The organism is Methanoculleus sp. UBA374 (assembly GCA_002508705.1).
GTDB lineage: Archaea > Halobacteriota > Methanomicrobia > Methanomicrobiales > Methanoculleaceae > Methanoculleus > Methanoculleus palmolei.
The window spans coordinates 1-19,765 of sequence record DAYL01000008.1; the positions used below are offsets into that span (position 1 = coordinate 1).

Below are 19,765 nucleotides of genomic sequence, written 5' to 3' on the forward strand. Positions count from 1 at the left end.
TCGTCTCCTCGCTCCTCCCCGTCCTCGGGACGATGGCTGCAGACGCTTTCGCAGGCGACCCCCCCGAACCGCCCAATGTGGATTACTCGCGGACCTTTGTCACCGGGGGCGGATCTGTTACCGCCGTGAGGAGCGTCGCGGTAAACGATCCCCAGGCACCCCAGGAAGACACCGACCCTGAGTGGAAGGCATACGAAGAAGAACTGCAAACCTACTATGAAAAACTGAGACTCATCAACGACGTCTCAAGCATCCTCTCGCCGCAGATGAACTACTACCGGGTCGCGATGGCGGTGACGAACCCCAGCCTCTCCACGATGATATACTCGGCCTATAGTCCGGAGATGCCGGAGGAGACGCCCGGGCTTGCCGACGCCCTCGGCCAGGTCTGGATGAACATCGCCGCGCTCATCGTCTTCCCGTCGGTCTTCTTCGCCGCGACCTATGTAAAGTTCATGAGAATGGATATCAGGTGAGATCATGAAATCAGTCAGAAAGTCAGGTATATGCATCCTCCTCACACTCCTCCTCCTGGCGGCCCCGGTCGTACCCGCGGCGGCGGCCCCACAGGAAGGGACACTGCCGACGGATATCCGGTGCGATTTCCCCGGTGAACTGGTCGAAGCGGGCGACACCGCCATCTTCAACCTTGCAATCACGAACCAGGGAGATACCGGGACGTGCCTCCTCAACTACTGGACCTTCCGGGGCGCCGACGGCTGGAAGATCCGGTTTGAGGATGGGGAGCGCGAAGTCTACAGAATGCTGCTTCCGGCCGGTGAGACAAAGACCGTCAAGCTGGTGGTGGAGACCTCCGGCCAGGCCGAGGTTGGGGAGTACCCCCTCCGGGTCGGCGCCGGGGAGGGGACGATCTGGCTCTACGTCAAGGTCACGAAGACTCACAGCGGTGAGACCGGGACCATCGAGGCCACCGTGGTGGACAAGGAAGGAAACGTGGTGAAGGGCGCCGATATCGGCGTCTATGATAAGGATACCCAGGTCGAGGGGATGCTGACGACCGCCGAGGGCAAGGTCTCCATCGGCGCCCCGATGGGGACCTACACCGTCAAGGTCACGAAGCCCGGCTACCGGCCGTGGGAAAAGAAGAACGTCGAGGTCCGGATCGGCCAGAAGACCGACCTCGGGATCGTGCCGCTTGAAAAAGAGAACTTCTTTGCCGAGATCCGGGTGAAGTCTCCCTCGAAGATGGTGTCTATCGGCACGAACCCGCAGTACGAGATGATCCTGAAGAACACCGGCAGAAACGACGATACGTATGCTCTCTCCGTTCTGGGCCTCCCCGAGCAGTGGTACGGTCGGTTCAAGGAGAGTCAGGATGCTACCCAGGAGATCTCGGAGATCTACATCCCGTCCGGTGAGGAAAAGACCCTCTACCTCGATCTCATCCCGCCCTACTCGGTCGACGTCGGGGAGTACAACGTCACGCTGGTGATAGATTCCGCCGCCCGGCAGTATGAAGAGAACCTGACGCTCCGGCTCCGGGGGTCTTACGACCTGCGGACCTACGCCAAGAGTTATCGCCACGAGATCAACCGCGGCGATACCCTCACGTTCGATATGACGGTCTCCAACATCGGAACCGGAGGGACATTGACGAACCTCGGTGTCAACATGAGCGCACCGGAAGGGTGGCGGGTGACCGTCGACCCGGCGTCGGTCGCGAGCCTTGAGCCCGGCGAACGGGCGACGGTGCAGGTGACGGTGGTCCCGCCGGCCGATATCGTCGCCGGAGAGTACAAGATTGTCTCCAAGGTGAAGGGCGATCAGGCCGAAGGGGAGGACGAGTACCGGATTGTCGTGAAAGAACAGTCCTACGTCGCGGTGTTCGGCCTCATCGTGATGATCGGGGTCGGTGCGGGGCTCTATTACATGTTCCGCAAGTACGGCCGGCGGTAACGGCCGGGACCCCCCGACCTTCTTCCTTTTTTCGGACTACCGGTCCGTCACTCGATATACGAGAGGACTTTTCGTTTCATCGGACCTTTGCTTGCGATGGTGCTGTAGGCCCACCGGGCAACCCTGCCGAAGAGGTCCTGCCGGCTCAACTCCAGAAAGATGGTGACCGCGGGGTTGAATTTCGCTTTGAAGAGGTTTAAGTTCTCGTTGTTCGCCCCGACGTTCTCCATCCGCCGGTATCCCGCCGCCTTCGCCTGCTGGAGGAGGAGCCACTGCAGAAACTCGTTGCCGGGCGTCGCGGTCAGCTTTGGGGCCCCCATCCACAGGGTGAAGTCCTTATACTCCTGGGTGGCCTGCACGCCCGTCACTGCACCGGAATCGTCGTAGAGGTAGTAGATCCCGAGGCCGTCGGGATACGCCCGGTAGAGGTCCTCAAAGTAGGCCCGGCTGATCATCGGGATGTTCATCTCCGGCTCGCTGAACCGCTCCGCGATGGTTTTGTAGAAGATCGAGAGGTCGGTGCTTTTCTCGAGGCGGTAGCCGTCCTTCTCCACTTTTCGGATCTTGGTCCGAAGGTTCGAGGAGAAGCCGTTCCAGATCTCGGAGAGCGGCGGCTCGAGGTCGATGACGTACGAGAAGTGGATCCGGGTATCGTAGCCCCCCCGGAGGAATTGCCGGACGTCGATGAACCCCGGGACCTGGGTTATGGCAAGGTAGTTCGGGGTCAGCACCGCCAGTTCGTCCTCAAATTGTTGCGCGACTTCTTTGAGCATCGACTCCTTCTTGCTCTGCTTGGCGGTGTCGTAGCGGCGGCCCATGACGAACCCGAGATACGGTATCACCGACTGGAGGGGAGGTGGGGAGAGGAGGATGCTGATCCCGTGCATCTGCCTCTCGAAGAGCGGAAGGATGCAGATCAACTCGTTGCCCTTGAAGACCCCGTAGGGGAGGAACGTAAAGCCGGTATGCTTCCCGGTAATCTTCATAAACTCCCACTTATGGAAGAGACATCCAGTGGCGCTCTCGTCTACAAACGTATCCCAGACATTCCCGTCATCGATAACCTCCATCGTCATGCTCCCGCTCCATGCCCCGGTGTATGTGCCGGCGCTGATGGAGTATCCCTGACCATTAATATACGTTTCTCCGGCGGGGACCGGTTTCTCTCGTTGCCGTGAGCCCGGGCGGCCGGGCGGTCCCCCCTCCCCCCGGCACCTCCATGGAATCACAATCTTCAAATTACCCGGGACACCACATAAATTGCGTATCTGTCCGGTAGAGAGAGGGCCCGTCCACGTACGGAGGGCCGAGCGGCGATGCTCACGGATGTGAACCCGTGCCCCTATCGGCGGCAAAACGCGCTCTCCGGCATAGTAAAGGCTGCAGTGCGTGTGAAAAACGACCGGCGTTGAGGAGTTGAGAAGAGGAATGCAGGTTCGGGTCAGGGTTTTTGCCCGGTTGCGGGAGGCCATCGGGGGGGACCTCACGCTGGAGGTCCCCGGGGGAGCGACGATGAGCCGGCTGCTTGAGGCGGTCGGGGCAACTTCGGAGCAAGCAAAGAATGCGCTCTTTGACGAGAACGGGGAACTCCGGGGATACGTGATACTGATGCACAACGGCCGGCGCGTGCGGCGTGCGGAGGCCGCGTCGCTCACCCTTGCCGACGGGGACGAGGTCGCCCTCTTCCCGCCGGTGGCGGGCGGATAACGGGGGTTGTCAAGCATGATCAGCGTAACCAGAGAGGATTTCGACGTAAACGCCGTGATCGGCCGGGTGAAGCGGCCCGATATGGGCGCCCTGGTCACCTTTCTCGGCGTCGTCCGGGACGACGACGGGACCGAGGAGATGGAACTTGAGGCCTATGAGGACGTTGCGGCGAAGGAACTCACGGCAATCCGGGACGAGGCGTTTGAGAAGTTCCCGGTCGAGGCCGTTGAGGTCATCCACCGGGTAGGAAGGCTCCGGGTCGGGGAGAACATCCTTCTCATCGTCGTCGGCGCCGGTCATCGGAAGGAGGCGTTTCGCGCCTGCGAGTATGTCATCGAGCGGATCAAGCAGAGCGTGCCGATCTGGAAGAAAGAGATCGGGAAAGACGGGGAGCGCTGGGTTCCGGGCGAATCGTCCGGGGGCGACGCATGATCCGGCTGCAGTCGTGCCGGAAGGCCTACGCAAAAGAGACCCAGCGCACGGTCCCACCCGAGGAGACGCTCCGCCGGGCGCGGGCGCGCCTCCCGGCGGCGGGGATCACCCGGGTCGCCGACATCACGAACCTCGACCGGATCGGGATCCCGGTCTTCTCAAGCATCCGGCCGACCGCCGAGGCGGGCGCGATATCGGTCTACAACGGCAAAGGCGCCACCCCGATCGAGGCTGAAGTCTCGGCGGTGATGGAGGGGCTCGAGCGCTATTCGGGCGAGATTGGCGACCGGGAGACCGTCGTCGGGAGGTACAGCGAGGTCTCGGCCCGGCAGACGGCGCTCGACCCGGCGGACCTGATCCTCCCCGAACGGGTCCCGGCCGATATGGCGGTTCCCTGGGTGGAGGGCTACGATATCGTGCAGGATGAAGAGGTGCTCGTCCCGGCTCATGCGGTCTTTCATCCCCTGCCGGCGACCTACGGCCGCCTCTTTCGGACCAACACCAACGGGCTCGCGTCGGGCAACACCCCCGAAGAGGCGACCTTCCACGCCCTGATGGAGGTCGTCGAGCGCGATTCCTGGTCGCTTGTGGAGGCGACCCGGAACACCGGCCCCCGGATCGGTGGGATCGCCGATGGGCTCGCCGCCGACCTGCTCGCGAAGTTCGCGGCCGCCGGCGTCGAGGTCACCCTCAAGGACATCAGGAGCGACATCGGCGTCCCCACTGTGGCCGCGGTTGCCGACGACGTGGTCCTCAAGGACCCGACGCTCCTCACGATCGGCATGGGGTCGCACACGAGCGCCGGGATAGCGGTCCTCCGGGCGCTCACGGAGGTCGCCCAGAGCCGGCTGACCCAGATCCACGGCGCACGGGAGGATACCGATACGGCGGACGTCAGGAAGCGGATCGGCTATGAGCGGACGAAACGGCTGAACCGGCACTGGTTCGCGGAGAACGGGACGGTCGAATTTTCGGCCCTGCCGTCGTTTGACAGCGACGACTTCCTCACCGACATCCGCCGCGTCACCGACCGGCTCGGTGCGGCCGGTCTCTCCCGGGTGATCGTGGTCGACCTCACCCGGCCGGAGATCGGCATCCCGGTCGTCCGGGTGATCGTGCCGGGGCTGGAGATGTACGCAATGGACCAGGACCGGATGGGGAGGAGGTGCCATGACGCGCGGAGTCGTCGTCTTCCTCGGTCCCAGCTGTGACCGCGCGACCGCCCGAGCGGTCCTGGACGCCGATTACCGCCCGCCGGCAAAGCGTGGCGATATAACCCGGGCCGTGGACGACGGGGCCCGGATCGTCGGGCTCATCGACGGCGTCTTCTTCCAGGACTGCGCCGTCGCCCACCGGGAGGTTCTCGCCGCGCTCCGGGCCGGGGTGCGGGTCGTCGGCGCCTCCAGTATGGGAGCGCTCCGGGCCGCGGAACTCGACAGCCTCGGGATGGAGGGCGTTGGGGAGATCTACCGGGCCTACCGGGAAGGGAGGTTCGTCGCCGACGACGAAGTGGCGCTCCTCTTCGACCCGGAGACATTCGTGCCGCTCTCCGAGCCGCTCGTGAACATCCGGGCGACCCTGCAGCAGGCATTCTCGTGCGGGGTGATCGACGCCGATACGGCCGGTGCGCTCCTTGCCGCGGCCCGGGGGCTCTACTTCCCGGAGCGGACCTACGATGCGGTCGTCGAGGCGGCGGAAGGGAAGGCGGACCCGGAAGAACTCGCCCGTTTTTTGGCGTTTGCCGGTGAGCATGCCGTCGACCGGAAGCGCGAGGACGCACTGATGGCTCTTGAATACATCAGAGACCTCGCCAAAAAGATGCCGTAGCGAAGCGTCGGTTCCCTCTATGGTTGAGCGGCTCTTTGCTCTCTCCCTTTCTCCGGATTGCCGGCAATTACGTGATCCTCTATCGTAACGTTCATATGTGTAAAAAATAACAAACATCTGTTGACATTATCTTTCAGTACCCTTCCCGAACTTGCGCGCCTCTTTTCTCTGCTCGGGAACGAGCAGCGGCTCGCCATACTCCGGGCAATCGCGACCGAGGAGAAGTACGCCCGCGAGATCGCCGAAGAACTCGGACTATCGCGGCCGCTGGTCGCGATATACCTGCGGCAGCTCGAAAAGTTCGGGCTCGCGGAGGGGATCAGCAGGTCGTCGGACGAACCGCCGTACCTCCGGAGGTGCTACCGGGCGGTGCCGTTCGAGCTTGAGCTGGACCTGAACGTGATTCTGTCATTGAAGAGGTCGTAAGATGCAACAGGAACGATGGAAACTCTTTCTGAAGGCGCTGTGGGGCGCCGTCATCGCACTGCTCGTGATCAGCCTTCTCGCCGGCGCAATTGGCGGTTCAGAGTTCTGGAATACCATGCTCGCCGGGTCCTTCTTTGTTATCATACAGCTTGCTGTCCTGACGCTGCTCTTCATCATTATTGTGCGGCTCAAGGAGTGGATCGAGGGGCAGGTGGCGAGTATGGCGGGCCGGAAGGGTGCCGATGCCGAACTGCAGGCTCTGCGGCAGTCGCTGGACCGGATCGAGGCAAAGGTGGACCGGATCGAGAAGGTCTTGAACGAGATTCCGGAGTAATTCGTCCCGGAGGGGTCGGTCGGTCGGTAAAAAAATGTGTGGTATTCTGAGGGACGTGCAGTAACACGCCAGAGAGAGGCTCGGGTCCAGGCATGGTCCTGCCACGGGTGATGCCTGGCCACATATCAGTATGAGTTTGATCTATAATAATTTTATCAATTATGATATATTTTTTCATTCGTAATATCGTGGGCTGCGGTACCGGCCGTGCCCCGTCCGTCTAACGAGAGGTGTTCACCCAGCCACGCGATACGGTCGCGGCGGGCTTCATCGTTCAGGCTGTGGCCCGCGTCGTACCACTTGAGCGACTTCGGGCTCCCCGCCCGCTCGAAGAACTCACGGGACTGCTCCTCGGTGACGAACTCATCCCGGAGGCCGGACTCAAAGAGGAGAGCGGTGGGGGCGGCCCGGCCGACCCAGGCGGCCGGATCGATCTCCGCGAGCGTCCGGCGATACCGCGCGAGGTTCTCGCCCCGGAGGGCGGGCATGTTCAGGACGGCGACATCGGCAAACCTCCCGGTGCCCGCCATCAGGACGGCGGCCGCGAGCCGCTCCTCGACGCCGGCGAGCACCGCACCTATGAGCGCACCCATGCTATGGCCCACAAACCCGATCCGGTCCGGGTCGATATCCGGCCGCGCTGCGAGGAGATCGATCCCCCGGCGGAGGCCGATCACCGTCTGCAGGTGCTCCCGCACGGCGCCTTCCGGGTCCGCAAGAGCCCGGCCCCAGGCCGCGGCCCCGTCGCCGGCCCAGGGAGCGTCGACCAGCAGGGAGACCGCCCCCATCCTGGCAAGGGTCATGGCTTCGCCGAGAAACGTGGTCCGGCTCCCCGGCGCCGGGTGGAGGAAGATGACGGCGGCGGATTGAGACGGACCGGGGACCGGCTTCACCAGGTAGGCGCGGACCCATCGCTCCGGGGCGGCCCGGTACTCCAGGTCGCGGATCGCCGCGTCGGTACCGGTCATCCTGACATCAACCGGTTTCCCTGCGTCGTAGTCGAAGAGAGACCGCAGATCTTCGGTGGAGTTATCCATGCTGCACCTTCCGATCTCTTCCTCGCGCAGAGACAGATAAACCCGGCGGCTGCTCTACCCCGAATGGAAGGTTTTTCTACCCGGGCACCCATCCTTTCAGAGGTGAGACTATGGCGATTGACTGGTACAATGAGTTTGTTGACCTTGACCACACCCCCGGCCCGGACGAACTTGTAGCCCTTTACTACTTCGAACCGGCAGCGGGGATCAGCAAGGAGGAGGCGGTCGGGAGGGTCGCCTCGGAGAGTTCGACCGGGACCTGGACCACGCTCTTTACCATGCCGCCCCGGATGCGGGACCTCCAGGCGAAGGCGTTCTCGATCGAGGGGAACTACGTCAAGATCGCCTATCCCCTCGGCCTCTGGGAGGAGGGGAACGCTGCCCAGCTCCTGAGCGGCATCGCCGGGAATGTCTTCGGCATGAAAGCGCTTAGCGACCTCCGGCTGATCGATGCCGCACTTCCGGCCGAATACATCCGGCATTTTGCGGGACCGCACTTCGGAATGGAGGGCATCCGGGACATGATGAAAGTGCACGGCAGACCGCTCACGGGAGCGGTCCCGAAGCCCAAGGTCGGCTTCACGGCGGAAGAGCATGCACAGGTCGCGTACGAGACCTGGATGGGTGGGTTCGACTTCGTGAAGGACGACGAGAACCTGACGTCCCTCTCGTTCAACCGGTTCGAGGACCGTGTTCGGGCAATGACGAAGATGCGGGACCGGGCCGAGCGGGAGACCGGCGACGTGAAGTCCGCGTTCATCAACATCACGGCCGAGACGGAGACGATGAAGAAGCGGGCGCAGATGCTTGCGGACAACGGCTGGAACTACGCGATGATCGACGTCGTGGTCGCCGGAACCTCCGCCGTTGCGACCCTTCGGGACTACTGTTCCGACCTCGGGCTTGCCATCCACGCCCACCGGGCGATGCATGCGGCCTTCGACCGGGACGCAAAGCACGGGATCACGATGCAGTTCCTCGCGAAGATCATGCGCCTTATCGGCGTCTCGCAGATCCACACCGGGACCGCGGTCGGAAAACTGGTCGGCACGCGGGCGGAGGCCACCGTGCTTGCCGATGTGCTCCGGGAGAAGCATACGAATGCGGTGGAGCACATGGCCCTCGACCAGGACTGGGGCGCGATCAAGAGCGCGTTTCCCGTCTCGTCGGGCGGGCTCCACCCCGGCCTGGTTCCGGACGTGCTCGATATCTACGGCACCGAACTCGTCCTCCTCGTCAGCGGCGGCATCCACGGCCACCCGAAGGGCACGCGGGCGGGTGCAAAGGCCGTCATGCAGGCGATGGAAGCCTGGAAGGACGGCGAGACCCTCGACGAGAAGGCAAAGAAGGCTCCGGAACTCAGGGAGGCGCTGGAGAAGTGGGGGTATTATAAGCCGAAGTGAAGCCGTATCCCGACGATCTCGCGGAACCGCCCGGGTGCGGGAAGAGGGGCATGTTTCTCAACTCCCCGGCGGCATCCCGTCGGGAGGTCCCTCCCTACCCCGCCGCGCCGCCCCGGCGAGTCGCACGAGCCCCTCCCGGAACTCATCGATGTAGCCCTGCATCGAGAGGCTGCCCTCCGGGAACGGGCAGTCGATATCGTAGAGCCGCTCGATCATCGGGTCGGAGGGGAGCAGGTCGACGGCGACCCCGGTCTTCTCCGACGCTTCCACCATTGCCTTCCGGAACGGCCCGATGCAGTAGGCGAGCCGTTGCCGGTAGGTGTCCCGTGTCTTCTCGAGGTAGCCCGTCAGCCGGTAGACCTCGATCCGGTGGAAATCCCGCCGGATACGCTCGTCCGTGGTCTTGCCGAGCATGTAGTGGTAGTTCTGGTAGGGGTACATGCACTCGAGTTCCGCGGGGACGGTCCCGCAGGTGCCGAATATGACGATATGGTAGTCTTCTGGGTCCAGGACGCCGTCGATTATCCGCCGGAAGAGTTTGTGGCTCGGGCTCTGGCTGTAGGGTTTCCGCACGCTGCAGGGGAGGAAGAGGCCGATCTCCTTTGGTGCTACCCGATATTCATCGATGATGAACCGGTATGCGTCCTCAAACTCCTTCCGGTAAAACGGGGGGTCGAATATCTCGATCCGCTCCCCGTGCCGGTCCTGCACGACCTCGACGACTCGTGGGGAGGCACTCGAACTCTTTCTCTCCACTCTCAACTTCTCCAGATGAAAGTAGGGCGGAAAAGAGCAAAAAACCGACGTGATCCGGTCGGTTCTATCGGGGCAAACCGATCTTCCTGTGAACGGCCCCGACACCGGAAACAATGTCATGAAACCGCTCCCGGCTCATTCCCCGCCAATCGATGGGGCGTCCATCGAAGCCCGATTGCCGGAACCCTTGTATCAGGGTTTCCTGTAGAGATCAAAAGAGAAAACATATATGCCAAACCGGCAATACTTTATTGTTCACCCATATACGAACAAATTATGTGGCCCCTCCTCAAACCGGAAGGCTGCAGAAAGAACAAGGAGAAATCAGCTATGGATTCCGAAGACTTCCAGAAGATCATTACATTCGCTATCGATAGCGAAGTTGAGTCGTACACCTTCTACAAGTCGGTGTCCGAGAGGGTAAAGGATGCAAGCCTGAAGACGCTCTTCCTTGACCTGGCCAACGAAGAGAAGGGCCACCGGGAGTACCTGCAGGGCCTGCTGGTCCGCGGCGCTAAAGAGATGCACTTTATAGCGGCCCGCGACTACAAGGTCACCGACGCCATGGACGAGCCTGCGCTCTCGGTCGACATGAAGCCGCTCGACGGTCTGCTCCTCGCCATCAAGAAGGAACTGGAGGCGGCCCAGATGTATACCCGGCTTGCCGCAGCCTCTGCGGATGCAGGACAGAAGATGGTCTTTGAGCAGCTCGCAAACATGGAGAAGGGACACAAGGCCCGGCTCGAAGACATCTATACGAATATGGCGTATCCTGAGGCGTGGTAATCACCACCGCCTCACAACACTCTCGCTTTCTCTCTCCTTCGTAAGGCGGGCCTGGTTCGGGTCTCGCGTCATCCATTCCATTTAAAAGTAGGGGTCGGCAAACGGCTATGAGGTAAGAATACAAACAGATCCAGCACGCACCAATGAAGAAGATCGTCATCAAGGGGGCGCGGGAGCACAACCTCAACGACATCACCGTCGAACTCCCGCGAGACCGGCTCATCGTCCTCACCGGCGTATCCGGGTCGGGAAAATCCACGCTTGCATTCGACACCATCTACGCCGAAGGGCAGCGGCGCTACGTGGAGTCGCTCTCCGCCTACGCACGGCAGTTCCTCGGACTGATGCGGAAACCGGACGTCGACAGCATCGACGGACTCTCGCCCGCCATCTCCATCGAGCAGAAGACGACGTCCAAAAATCCCCGGAGCACCGTCGGCACGGTCACCGAGATCTACGACTACCTCCGGCTTCTCTTTGCCCGGATAGGGACGCCGTTCTGCCCGGAGCACCACATCCCCATCGAGGCCCAGTCGCCGGAGAGGATTGCCGATCGTATCGCCTCCGTCATGACCGGGACCGTCACCATCCTCGCCCCGGTCGTCCGGCAGAAGAAGGGGACCTACCAGCAACTCTTCAAAGACCTCGACCGTGAAGGCTATACCCGGGTCCGGGTCGACGGCGAGACCCGGCGGACCGACGAGGAGATCGCCCTCGACCGCTACCGGAAGCACGACATCGAGGTGGTCGTCGACCGTCTGTCCGTCGACGAGCGTTCGAGACTCGTTGAAGCGATCGAGAACGCCCTTGCAAAGTCCGGGGGCCTCGTCATCGCCGTCGACGCCGATGGGCGTGAGGAGACCTGCTCGTCGCTCATGGCCTGCCCGGTCTGCGGGATCGCGTTCGAGGAACTCCAGCCCCGGATGTTCTCCTTCAACAGCCCGTTCGGCGCCTGTGAGGCGTGCAACGGCCTCGGCATCAGGATGGAGTTCGACCCCGACCTGATCATCCCGGACCGGACCAAGTCCATCGCCGACGGCGCCGTCGCGCTCTACCGGAACTTCCTCGACGGCTACCGCAACCAGTACCTCAGCGCCGTCGCAAAGCACTTCGGGTTCTCGGTCTTAACGCCGATCAAGGACCTCACCGAACGGCAGTATCAGGCGCTGATGTTCGGGTCGCCGGAGCAGCTTCGCATCTCCATGCAGATGAAGAACGGGGACGCGTGGTCGCATTCCGGAGCATGGGAGGGCCTCGTCCCGCAGTCCGAGCGGCTCTACCGCCAGACGCAGTCTGAGTACCGCCGCCACGAGCTCGAAAAATTCATGCGGGTCCTCCCCTGCCCGAAGTGCGGGGGCAAACGGCTCAAAGAGAAGGTGCTCGCCGTGAAGGTGGCGGGGAGGTCCATCGTCGAGGTCACCGACCTCTCCATCACAGGCGCGCTCGCGTTCTTCCGGACCCTGGACCTCACGGCGAGCCAGCGCGAGATTGCAAAGCAGGTTTTAAAAGAGATCATCGCCCGGCTTGAGTTCCTGGACCAGGTCGGGGTCGGCTACCTGACCCTCTCGCGGAGCGCCGGGAGCCTCTCGGGCGGGGAAGCGCAGAGGATACGCCTTGCAACGCAGATCGGGTCGAACCTGACGGGAGTCCTCTACGTCCTCGACGAACCCTCCATCGGGCTGCACCAGCGGGATAACCGGAAACTCCTCGAGACCCTGCAGCACCTCCGCGACCTCGGCAACACCCTCGTCGTGGTGGAGCACGACGAGGAGACGATCCGGAGCGCCGACTGGGTCGTGGACATGGGCCCGGGGGCCGGGCTTCACGGCGGCGACGTCGTCGCCGAAGGGCCGCCCGACGCCATCGCGAGAAACCCGGCCTCGATCACGGGCCGGTATCTCTCCGGCGACCTCAAGATCGAGGTCCCCGCCTCCCGCCGACGGAGCGACCGGTTCATCCGCCTTACGGGCTGCCGGGGAAACAACTTAAAAAGTATCGATGTCGCCATCCCCATAGGCGTCCTGACGGTCGTCACCGGGGTCTCAGGGTCGGGAAAGTCCACGCTCATCTACGAGACGCTCTACCGGGCGCTGATGCAACGGCTGTATTACTCAAAGGAGACTCCGGCGGAGTACGAGGACCTTGCGCTCGACGCTGAGATCGACCGGGTGATCGTCATCGACCAGAGCCCAATCGGGCGGACGCCGCGCTCGAACCCGGCGACCTACACCAAGGTCTTCGACGATATCAGGAAGGTCTTTGCCGAGACGAAAGAGGCGAAGGTCCGGGGCTACAAGCCCGGCCGGTTCTCGTTCAACACCAAAGGCGGGCGATGCGAGGCCTGCCAGGGCGAAGGGCTCATCAAGATCGAGATGAACTTCCTCCCCGACGTCTACGTCGAGTGCGAGGAGTGCAAGGGGACCCGCTACAACCACGAGACCCTGGAGGTGAAGTATCGGGGCCGGTCCATCGCCGATGTCCTCGACATGAGCGTCGAGGAGGCGCTTTCCCTCTTCGAGAACGTCCCCTCCATCAGGAACCGGCTCGAGACGCTCACGCAGGTGGGGCTCGGCTACATCAAACTCGGCCAGAGTTCCACCACCCTCTCGGGCGGCGAAGCGCAGCGGATCAAACTGACCCGCGAACTCTCAAAACGGGCCACGGGGAAGACGATCTACCTCCTCGACGAACCGACGACCGGCCTCCATTTCCACGACGTGAAGAACCTGATCGCCGTCCTCGACGACCTGGTGGCCCGGGGGAACACGATGGTGGTGATCGAGCACAACCTGGACGTCATCAAGTCCGCCGACTACATCATCGACCTCGGCCCCGAAGGCGGGGACGCCGGCGGCGAGATCGTCGCGACGGGAACTCCGGAGGAGGTTGCGGCGGTCGATGAGAGTTACACCGGAGCGTTCCTGAAAGAGATACTCAAGAAACCATGATCGACCTCCAGAGCCTCCCTGCCGAACCCGGGTGCTACCTCTTCTCCGACGATGAGGGCACCATCATCTACGTCGGAAAGGCAAAGAACCTGAGACGTCGGGTCTCGAGTTACTTCTCCCGGCACGACCTCGACCCGAAGACCCAGAGCCTCGTCGCCGCCATCGCCGGGCTCGACTTCATCGTCACCGACACCGAGGTCGAGGCGTTCATTCTTGAGAACACGCTGATCAAGAAGCACCAGCCGAAGTACAACATCGACCTCAAGGACGCGAAGAGTTACGCCTACATCCACGTCACCGACGAGCCCTACCCGCGGGTCCACGTCGCCCGGGGGCCCGATGGAAACGGCCGGTACTACGGCCCGTTCGTCTCCGCGCGGGAGCGCGACGACCTTCTCCGCCTCTTGAAATCGCTCTTCGGCCTCCGCTCCTGCAGGCGCCTCCCCCGGCGGGCATGTCTCCGGGCCCACATCGGCTCGTGCAGCGCCCCCTGCACCGGGGCCATCGGCGAAGACGACTACCGGGAGCGGGTCCGGAGGGCCGAGGCGGTCCTGAAGGGGGATATCGCCGGGCTCATCCGGACGCTCCGTGAGGAGATGACGGCTTCCGCAAAGCGGCAGGAGTACGAGCGGGCGATGGAACGCCGCGACCAGATCGCGGCCCTCGAGGGGCTGCGGGAGCGCCAGCATGTGGACCGGCAGAAGGCGTATAATGAGGATATCGTCAACTATATCGCAAGCGAAGGGACCGTCTCCCTCATGCTCTTCAACGTCGACCGGGGAACGCTCTCGGGGAAGCACGAGTATACTTTCGACGAGACGGACGGGTTCCTCGAGGAGTTCCTCGCCCGCTACTACGCGGACCACGACCCCCCGGAGGAGGTGATCCTGCCTACGCCCGTGGACGATGCGGTCGTGGCCTACCTCTCCCACCTCCGGGGCGGCAGGGTCCGGGTGGTCGTTCCGCAACGGGGAGAGAAGAAGAACCTGCTCGACCTTGTCCGAAAGAACGTCGAGATCGCCTTCTTCGGCGACCGGATCAAACTGGACGAACTGAAACGCCGCCTGCACCTCCCGTCTCTTCCCGTCGCGATCGAGTGCTTCGATATCTCCCACCTCTCCGGGACGGCAATGGTGGGTTCGATGGTCCGGTTCCTCCGGGGGAAGCCCGATAAGCGGAACTACCGGCGGTTCCGGATACGGACGGTCGAAGGCGTCGACGACTTCGCCGCCATCGCCGAGGTGGTCCGCCGGCGCTATACGCGGCTGCAGAAGGAGGGCGGCGACCTCCCCGACCTGATCCTCATCGACGGCGGGAAGGGGCAGCTTGCGGCGGCCTGTGCGGTGCTCGAAGAACTCGGGATCAAGGCTCCGATTGCGGCCATCGCCAAGCGCGAGGAGGAAGTCTTCGTGCCGGGCTTCTCGTGGCCCCTGCCGCTTGACCGGCATGAGAAGGCGTCACTCTTCATCCAGGAGATCCGCGACGAGGCGCACCGGTTCGCGATCACCTACCACAGAACCCTCCGGAAGAAGACGGTGAGACCATGACGGCATTTCAACTTAAGGCAGACTTTGCGCCCCGGGGCTCGCAGCCCGAAGCGATCCGGCAACTCACCGCCGGGCTTTCGCGCGGCGAGCGGTTCCAGACCCTCCTCGGCGTCACGGGGTCGGGAAAGACCTTCACGATAGCAAACGTCGTCGAGGCGGTCCAGAAGCCCACCCTTGTCATCGCGCACAACAAGACCCTCGCGGCCCAGCTCTACAACGAGTTTCGGTCGTTCTTCCCGGAGAACCGGGTGGAGTACTTCGTCTCCTACTACGACTACTACCAGCCAGAGTCCTACATTGCAAAGCGCGACCTCTACATCGAAAAAGACGCCCAGATCAACCCGAAGATCGAGCAGATGCGGCTTGCGGCCACGGCATCGCTGCTCTCCCGCCCCGACACCATCGTGGTCGCCTCGGTCTCCTGCATCTACGGCCTCGGGAACCCCGCGAACTTCCGGGGGATGGGGTTCGAGGTGAAGGTCCGGGACCGGATGCGGCGGGACGATATCATCCGGCACCTCGTCGATATCCAGTTCGAGCGAAACGAGATGGAACTTGCACCAGGCCGGTTCCGGGCTCGCGGCGACACCATCGACCTTGTCCCCGGCTACTTCAACAACATCATCCGTATCGAGCTCTTCGGAGACGAGGTCGACCGGATAAGCGAGATCGATAAGGTCTCCGGCCGGCGGCTTGAGTCGATGGACTATTTCTTCGTCTACCCGGCCCGGCACTTCGTCGTCCCGGAGGAGGAGAAGGAGCGGGCGATAGCCTCCATCGAGCAGGAACTCGAAGAATGGCTCCCGGGCCTCGGCATGATCGAGGCGCACCGTCTGCGGCAGCGGACCCTCTACGACGTCGATATGATCCGGGAGACCGGGACCTGCAAGGGAATCGAGAACTACTCCCGCCACTTCGACGGAAGAAAGGCCGGGGAGAAGCCGTACTGCCTGCTGGACTACTTCCCGGAGGACTTCCTGATGGTGATCGACGAGAGCCACCAGACCCTGCCCCAGGTCCGCGGCATGTACCACGGCGACTACTCGCGGAAGAAGTCCCTCGTGGACTACGGGTTCCGGCTCCCGTCGGCGTTCGACAACCGGCCGCTGAAGTTCGACGAGTTCTCGGGCTACATGCGAAACGTCATCTTCGTCTCGGCGACCCCCGGGGACTACGAACTCCGGCGTTCAAGCGTCGCGGAGCAGATCATCCGGCCGACGGGGCTCGTGGACCCGGCGGTCGAGGTCCGGCCGATCGAGGGCCAGATCCCGAACGTTATCGCCGAGATCCGCGCCACCATCGACCGCGGCGACCGGGTGCTGCTGACGACGCTCACAAAACGGCTCGCTGAAGAACTCTCGGAATACCTTGCCGACCAGGGGATCAAGACCCGCTACCTTCATTCCGAGATCGATACCCTCGAGCGGACCGAGATCATCCGTCAGCTCCGCCTCGGCAAATACGACGTCCTTGTCGGGATCAACCTCCTGCGGGAGGGCCTCGACATCCCGGAGGTCGGGTTCGTGGGGATTCTCGACGCCGATAAGGAGGGGTTCCTCCGCGACGCCAGGAGCCTGATCCAGACCATCGGGCGGGCCGCCCGGAACGCAAACGCGAAGGTCGTGCTCTACGCCGATACGATGACCGACTCTATCAAGAAGGCGCTTGCCGAGACCGGGCGGCGGCGCACGATGCAGCTCGAATACAACGCCCGGCACGGCATCACGCCGCAGACGATCAAGAAGCCTATCCAGGAGAAGGAAGTCGATATCACCGATATAAAGCACGTCCCGAGATCGGAGATCCCGAACGTGGTCATCGAGCTCGAGGCCGAGATGCGGGACGCTGCGGAACGCCTGGATTTCGAACGGGCGATTGCGCTCCGGGATACGATCAAGAGGCTGCAGGAGGGGCGGCGATAAGAATTTGCGAATTTTTCCCGGATGAGGGCAACGGGGAGGAGTGCGCCCTCCGGACTTTCCCCGGAGGATAGAATCGCCAGGACACCGGGAAAGCCGGATGCAGTGGACCGTGGAGGATTCGCCATTAGGGGGTGGGGATAGGCGACGTTCCTCCGGAACGGAGCACGAACACCGAAGGTGCGCAAGCCCGGTGGAAAGTCGTGCACGCACGGATGAGCGATCAAAGAACGTTAAGCCCGGCATGCGGGGAAAATTGGGGCCGGCCAACCCCGGACCGCCATTATGCTTCTGCTGCAGGCGCTTCGACGGGTCGCGCCTGGCCCTGCTCCGGCAGGATGAGCCAGAGCAGGATGTAGATGACAATGCCCGCGACGAATCCCGTGGCTACGGTGATTATGACCCAGATCACCCGGATGACGTTCGGGTCGATCTCAAGGTAGTCTCCTATGCCGCCGCATACGCCGGCGATCCACCGGTCGGTCGTTGAACGGGTTAACTTCTTCATGACAACTCCCAGAATGTTCTTTCTCTCGTCAATATAATAGATTTTTCCCCGGAAGCGGGAGAAATGAGCGTCGATGCCCATCGGCTCACCCGGAGGCGGAACCGACAGCGCCGCGCTTCCGGCACCCGGATCGACGGCGTGCTTTTCTTGACGGGGCGCAGGCATCGCAGCCGCCGCAGGGAGAGGCGATGCGCTCCCCGAAGTATTCAAGGAGCATCGCTCTCCGGCACCCCGTCGTGGTGCAATAGTCCACCATCCTCTGCAGTTTCGCGCGTGCGACCTCGCGCTGGAACTCGGACGGGAGGTCGCGGTCGATCAAAGAGCGGAGGCGTTTTGCATCTTCGTCGCGGTAGAAGAGGATGCAGTCGCTCGTCAGCCCGTCTCTCCCCCCCCGGCCGCTCTCCTGGTAGTAGGCTTCAAGCGTCTTCGGCATATCGTAGTGAACGACGAACCGCACGTCCGGTTTATCGATGCCCATCCCGAACGCGCTCGTCGCACAGACAACCCGGACCTTCCCGTCGATAAACAGGTCCTGCGTCCCGGCCCGGGCCGCCGCCGTCATCCCGGCATGGTAGGGGAGCGCCGAAACGCCGTCGGCCCGGAGCCGTTCCGCAAGCGTCTCGGCCCCTTCCCTCGTCGCGGTGTAAACGATCCCGGTCCCGGTCTTCCGACCCCGCAGATAGACGCGGAGCCGCTCGTATGCGTCTGCGTCTTCTTCCTTCGGGACGACGGCATACCTGAGGTTCTCCCGGTTGAAACTCCCGACGTAGACCGAAGGGTCCGAAAGATTGAGCTGGCGTGCGATGTCCTCACGGACGTCCGGAGTCGCGGTCGCCGTCAGGGCAACCATCGGAACCTCCGGGAACCGCTCCTTGAGGACCGCGAGCGACCGGTACTCGGGGCGGAACTGGTGCCCCCACATCGATATGCAGTGCGCCTCGTCGACCGCGATCAGCGTGACGGGAAGCGATGCAAGGAGCGTGAGGAAATCACCGTCGACCGCTTTCTCCGGCGAGACGTAGAGGATCTGGACCTGGTTCTCGTCCAGGTCCGAGAGGATCCGGCGCGTCGCTGTGTAGGACCCCGAAGAATTCAACGCTTCCGCGCCGATCCCGCGGGCCTGCAGGTCGTCGACCTGGTCTTTCATCAAGGCGATGAGGGGCGAGACCACCAGCGTAACGCCGTCGCCGATGAGCGCGGGGACCTGGTAGCAGAGCGACTTGCCGCCTCCGGTCGCAAGAACCGCAAGGACATCGCGCCCGGCGAGGAGGTCCCGGATTACCTCCCGTTGATAGGGCTTAAATGCCGTATGTCCGAAGTAACGCTGCAGGATCAGGCGAGGGCGATCCATCACTATACATAGGCGCTCCGCCGGCATAGTATCTTCGGCCAGAAACGGGGCTCGATCCGGCGAGATCCTCTATCTCGATATCTCGTCCCAGAAGCCGGCGACGGCGGAGAAGATCCTCTCCCGGAGATCGGCAAGCCGGGCCTCGTCGACCTCGCGCCCCTCGGCCTCGTAGAGGCCGCGGTTGATCTCGACCTGGACCCAGGGGGTCCGTCTCTGCCGGTAGTGCGCCACCGTGATGAACCCGCCCCGGAAGGGGTCGTTCATCACGACCCGCCCTTCGCCGTCAAATTCCGCCTGGAACGACCGGGCGAGCGCCTGGAGCCACACCGGCGGGCAGGTCACGAGACTGCCCGGTTTTTGCGGCTTCCCGTTCCGGTCCCCCCGGTTGCTCAGGCAGAAGAGCGGGCGCGGGCGTCCGGCGTCCATCCTGACCGGCGGAGAGTGAGGCAGCATGCTGTGGCAGTCAAAGGCGATCTCGATGGAATCGGTATTGAGAGCCCCGGCCAGCCGTTCGTGAAACGGATAATAGTAGTTCTGCAGGAGGGACCCGATCACCTCCATGTCGGGCGTCCGGCCCTTCCGGTATATCGGGGTCCCGTCCTGCGTAATGACCTTGACCACGCCGTCCTGAGCCCGCGGCGGATAATCGTAGGGCGGGCGGTTGGTGTCGACGAAGATCCGGGAGACGTCGAAATCAACCAGAGCCGCCACTCTGCCGTCGAACCCGTAGATACGGCGGGTATGGGGATCACTGTTGAACAGGATCTCCTGCCGGGAGAGGTTGATACGGCCGTGGACCTCGGGCGGCACACAGAGACCCCCGTGGGGGATGGAGATGAGGAACGGGTATCGGTCGCTCACCCCATC

18 protein-coding genes and 1 pseudogene are annotated in these 19,765 nt (G+C 63.0%); 13 read left to right on the forward strand and 6 right to left on the reverse strand.

The window, feature by feature from the left end:
• Window positions 1-476, forward strand: a pseudogene (locus BRA42_RS01895) (ABC transporter permease); the annotation flags it as partial.
• A 4-nt stretch (window positions 477-480) separates the two neighbouring features.
• A complete protein-coding gene (locus tag BRA42_RS01900; RefSeq protein ID WP_292407499.1) occupies window positions 481-1,917 on the forward strand; it encodes an NEW3 domain-containing protein in 1,437 nt (478 codons plus the stop codon).
• Window positions 1,918-1,964: 47 nt separating this feature from the next.
• On the opposite strand, the gene BRA42_RS01905 is transcribed toward BRA42_RS01900, so the two are convergent.
• Window positions 1,965-2,993, reverse strand: a complete 1,029-nt coding sequence (locus BRA42_RS01905) for a GNAT family N-acetyltransferase (RefSeq protein ID WP_292407497.1) — start codon at window positions 2,991-2,993, stop codon at window positions 1,965-1,967.
• Between the two features lie 352 nt (window positions 2,994-3,345).
• On the opposite strand from BRA42_RS01905, the gene BRA42_RS01910 reads away from it, so the two are divergent.
• The 6 genes from BRA42_RS01910 to BRA42_RS01935 all read left to right on the forward strand — a co-directional run bounded on the left by BRA42_RS01910 (window position 3,346) and on the right by BRA42_RS01935 (window position 6,643).
• Complete coding sequence (locus BRA42_RS01910) at window positions 3,346-3,624, forward strand: ubiquitin-like small modifier protein 1 (protein WP_292407494.1); 279 nt, start codon at window positions 3,346-3,348, stop codon at window positions 3,622-3,624.
• Window positions 3,625-3,639: 15 nt separating this feature from the next.
• Window positions 3,640-4,056: a molybdenum cofactor biosynthesis protein MoaE gene (locus tag BRA42_RS01915; RefSeq protein WP_292407491.1), complete on the forward strand. Its 417-nt coding sequence runs from the start codon at window positions 3,640-3,642 to the stop codon at window positions 4,054-4,056.
• Entirely contained in the window at window positions 4,053-5,267 is a 1,215-nt protein-coding gene (locus tag BRA42_RS01920; protein WP_292407488.1) for a YcaO-related McrA-glycine thioamidation protein, read from the forward strand. Before BRA42_RS01915 ends, BRA42_RS01920 begins: the two co-directional genes overlap by 4 nt.
• On the forward strand, window positions 5,227-5,883 hold the full coding sequence (locus BRA42_RS01925) for a TfuA-related McrA-glycine thioamidation protein (protein ID WP_292407486.1): 657 nt from the start codon (window positions 5,227-5,229) through the stop codon (window positions 5,881-5,883). The genes BRA42_RS01920 and BRA42_RS01925 overlap by 41 nt, the downstream gene beginning before the upstream one ends.
• A 120-nt stretch (window positions 5,884-6,003) precedes the next feature.
• Complete coding sequence (locus BRA42_RS01930) at window positions 6,004-6,309, forward strand: ArsR/SmtB family transcription factor (protein ID WP_292407483.1); 306 nt, start codon at window positions 6,004-6,006, stop codon at window positions 6,307-6,309.
• Between the two features lies 1 nt (window position 6,310).
• Window positions 6,311-6,643, forward strand: coding sequence for a hypothetical protein (locus BRA42_RS01935; RefSeq protein WP_292407480.1), 333 nt, complete (start codon window positions 6,311-6,313; stop codon window positions 6,641-6,643).
• A gap of 155 nt (window positions 6,644-6,798) precedes the next feature.
• Here the strand turns inward: BRA42_RS01935 and BRA42_RS01940 are convergent, their stop codons facing one another.
• Complete coding sequence (locus BRA42_RS01940; RefSeq protein ID WP_342770483.1) at window positions 6,799-7,680, reverse strand: alpha/beta hydrolase family protein; 882 nt, start codon at window positions 7,678-7,680, stop codon at window positions 6,799-6,801.
• A gap of 110 nt (window positions 7,681-7,790) precedes the next feature.
• On the opposite strand from BRA42_RS01940, the gene rbcL reads away from it, so the two are divergent.
• Window positions 7,791-9,083, forward strand: a complete 1,293-nt coding sequence (rbcL, locus tag BRA42_RS01945; RefSeq protein ID WP_292407474.1) for a type III ribulose-bisphosphate carboxylase — start codon at window positions 7,791-7,793, stop codon at window positions 9,081-9,083.
• A gap of 57 nt (window positions 9,084-9,140) precedes the next feature.
• Here rbcL and BRA42_RS01950 read toward each other — a convergent pair whose 3' ends face one another.
• A complete protein-coding gene (locus BRA42_RS01950) occupies window positions 9,141-9,839 on the reverse strand; it encodes a DUF5591 domain-containing protein (protein WP_342771056.1) in 699 nt (232 codons plus the stop codon).
• Window positions 9,840-10,169: 330 nt separating this feature from the next.
• Here BRA42_RS01950 and BRA42_RS01955 point away from each other — a divergent pair, with 330 nt between their 5' ends.
• The 4 genes from BRA42_RS01955 (at window position 10,170) to uvrB (ending at window position 17,042) form a co-directional block, all read left to right on the forward strand.
• Complete coding sequence (locus BRA42_RS01955; RefSeq protein ID WP_292407468.1) at window positions 10,170-10,625, forward strand: ferritin-like domain-containing protein; 456 nt, start codon at window positions 10,170-10,172, stop codon at window positions 10,623-10,625.
• 143 nt (window positions 10,626-10,768) lie between these two features.
• Window positions 10,769-13,573 carry an excinuclease ABC subunit UvrA gene (gene uvrA / locus BRA42_RS01960; RefSeq protein ID WP_342771057.1) on the forward strand — a complete coding sequence of 935 codons (2,805 nt, stop codon included), beginning with the start codon at window positions 10,769-10,771 and terminating at the stop codon, window positions 13,571-13,573.
• Window positions 13,570-15,120 (forward strand): excinuclease ABC subunit UvrC, encoded by a 1,551-nt coding sequence (uvrC, locus tag BRA42_RS01965; RefSeq protein ID WP_342770480.1) that lies wholly within the window; start codon window positions 13,570-13,572, stop codon window positions 15,118-15,120. Before uvrA ends, uvrC begins: the two co-directional genes overlap by 4 nt.
• Window positions 15,117-17,042 (forward strand): excinuclease ABC subunit UvrB, encoded by a 1,926-nt coding sequence (uvrB, locus tag BRA42_RS01970; RefSeq protein WP_292407461.1) that lies wholly within the window; start codon window positions 15,117-15,119, stop codon window positions 17,040-17,042. Before uvrC ends, uvrB begins: the two co-directional genes overlap by 4 nt.
• Before the next feature lie 280 nt (window positions 17,043-17,322).
• Here the strand turns inward: uvrB and BRA42_RS01975 are convergent, their stop codons facing one another.
• The 3 genes from BRA42_RS01975 to BRA42_RS01985 all read right to left on the reverse strand — a co-directional run bounded on the left by BRA42_RS01975 (window position 17,323) and on the right by BRA42_RS01985 (window position 19,759).
• Window positions 17,323-17,547, reverse strand: coding sequence for a PspC domain-containing protein (locus BRA42_RS01975; RefSeq protein ID WP_292407459.1), 225 nt, complete (start codon window positions 17,545-17,547; stop codon window positions 17,323-17,325).
• Window positions 17,548-17,632: 85 nt separating this feature from the next.
• Complete coding sequence (locus tag BRA42_RS01980) at window positions 17,633-18,898, reverse strand: RecQ family ATP-dependent DNA helicase (RefSeq protein WP_292407456.1); 1,266 nt, start codon at window positions 18,896-18,898, stop codon at window positions 17,633-17,635.
• Between the two features lie 69 nt (window positions 18,899-18,967).
• The gene (locus BRA42_RS01985; protein ID WP_292407453.1) at window positions 18,968-19,759 is read right to left on the reverse strand and encodes an N-formylglutamate amidohydrolase; all 792 of its coding nucleotides are present in this window, start codon (window positions 19,757-19,759) and stop codon (window positions 18,968-18,970) included.
• Window positions 19,760-19,765: the final 6 nt, after the last annotated feature.

Bases quoted from the DNA above. Each gene is read 5' to 3' on its own strand.
- BRA42_RS01910 (WP_292407494.1), top strand. From the start codon at position 3,346: ATGCAGGTTCGGGTCAGGGTTTTTGCCCGGTTGCGGGAGGCCATCGGG.
- BRA42_RS01905 (WP_292407497.1), bottom strand. From the start codon at position 2,993: ATGACGATGGAGGTTATCGATGACGGGAATGTCTGGGATACGTTTGTA.
- BRA42_RS01980 (WP_292407456.1), bottom strand. From the start codon at position 18,898: ATGGATCGCCCTCGCCTGATCCTGCAGCGTTACTTCGGACATACGGCA.
- uvrB (WP_292407461.1), top strand. From the start codon at position 15,117: ATGACGGCATTTCAACTTAAGGCAGACTTTGCGCCCCGGGGCTCGCAG.
- BRA42_RS01975 (WP_292407459.1), bottom strand. From the start codon at position 17,547: ATGAAGAAGTTAACCCGTTCAACGACCGACCGGTGGATCGCCGGCGTA.
- uvrC (WP_342770480.1), top strand. From the start codon at position 13,570: ATGATCGACCTCCAGAGCCTCCCTGCCGAACCCGGGTGCTACCTCTTC.
- BRA42_RS01955 (WP_292407468.1), top strand. From the start codon at position 10,170: ATGGATTCCGAAGACTTCCAGAAGATCATTACATTCGCTATCGATAGC.
- BRA42_RS01915 (WP_292407491.1), top strand. From the start codon at position 3,640: ATGATCAGCGTAACCAGAGAGGATTTCGACGTAAACGCCGTGATCGGC.
- BRA42_RS01940 (WP_342770483.1), bottom strand. From the start codon at position 7,680: ATGGATAACTCCACCGAAGATCTGCGGTCTCTCTTCGACTACGACGCA.
- rbcL (WP_292407474.1), top strand. From the start codon at position 7,791: ATGGCGATTGACTGGTACAATGAGTTTGTTGACCTTGACCACACCCCC.
- BRA42_RS01935 (WP_292407480.1), top strand. From the start codon at position 6,311: ATGCAACAGGAACGATGGAAACTCTTTCTGAAGGCGCTGTGGGGCGCC.
- BRA42_RS01920 (WP_292407488.1), top strand. From the start codon at position 4,053: ATGATCCGGCTGCAGTCGTGCCGGAAGGCCTACGCAAAAGAGACCCAG.
- uvrA (WP_342771057.1), top strand. From the start codon at position 10,769: ATGAAGAAGATCGTCATCAAGGGGGCGCGGGAGCACAACCTCAACGAC.
- BRA42_RS01900 (WP_292407499.1), top strand. From the start codon at position 481: ATGAAATCAGTCAGAAAGTCAGGTATATGCATCCTCCTCACACTCCTC.
- BRA42_RS01925 (WP_292407486.1), top strand. From the start codon at position 5,227: ATGACGCGCGGAGTCGTCGTCTTCCTCGGTCCCAGCTGTGACCGCGCG.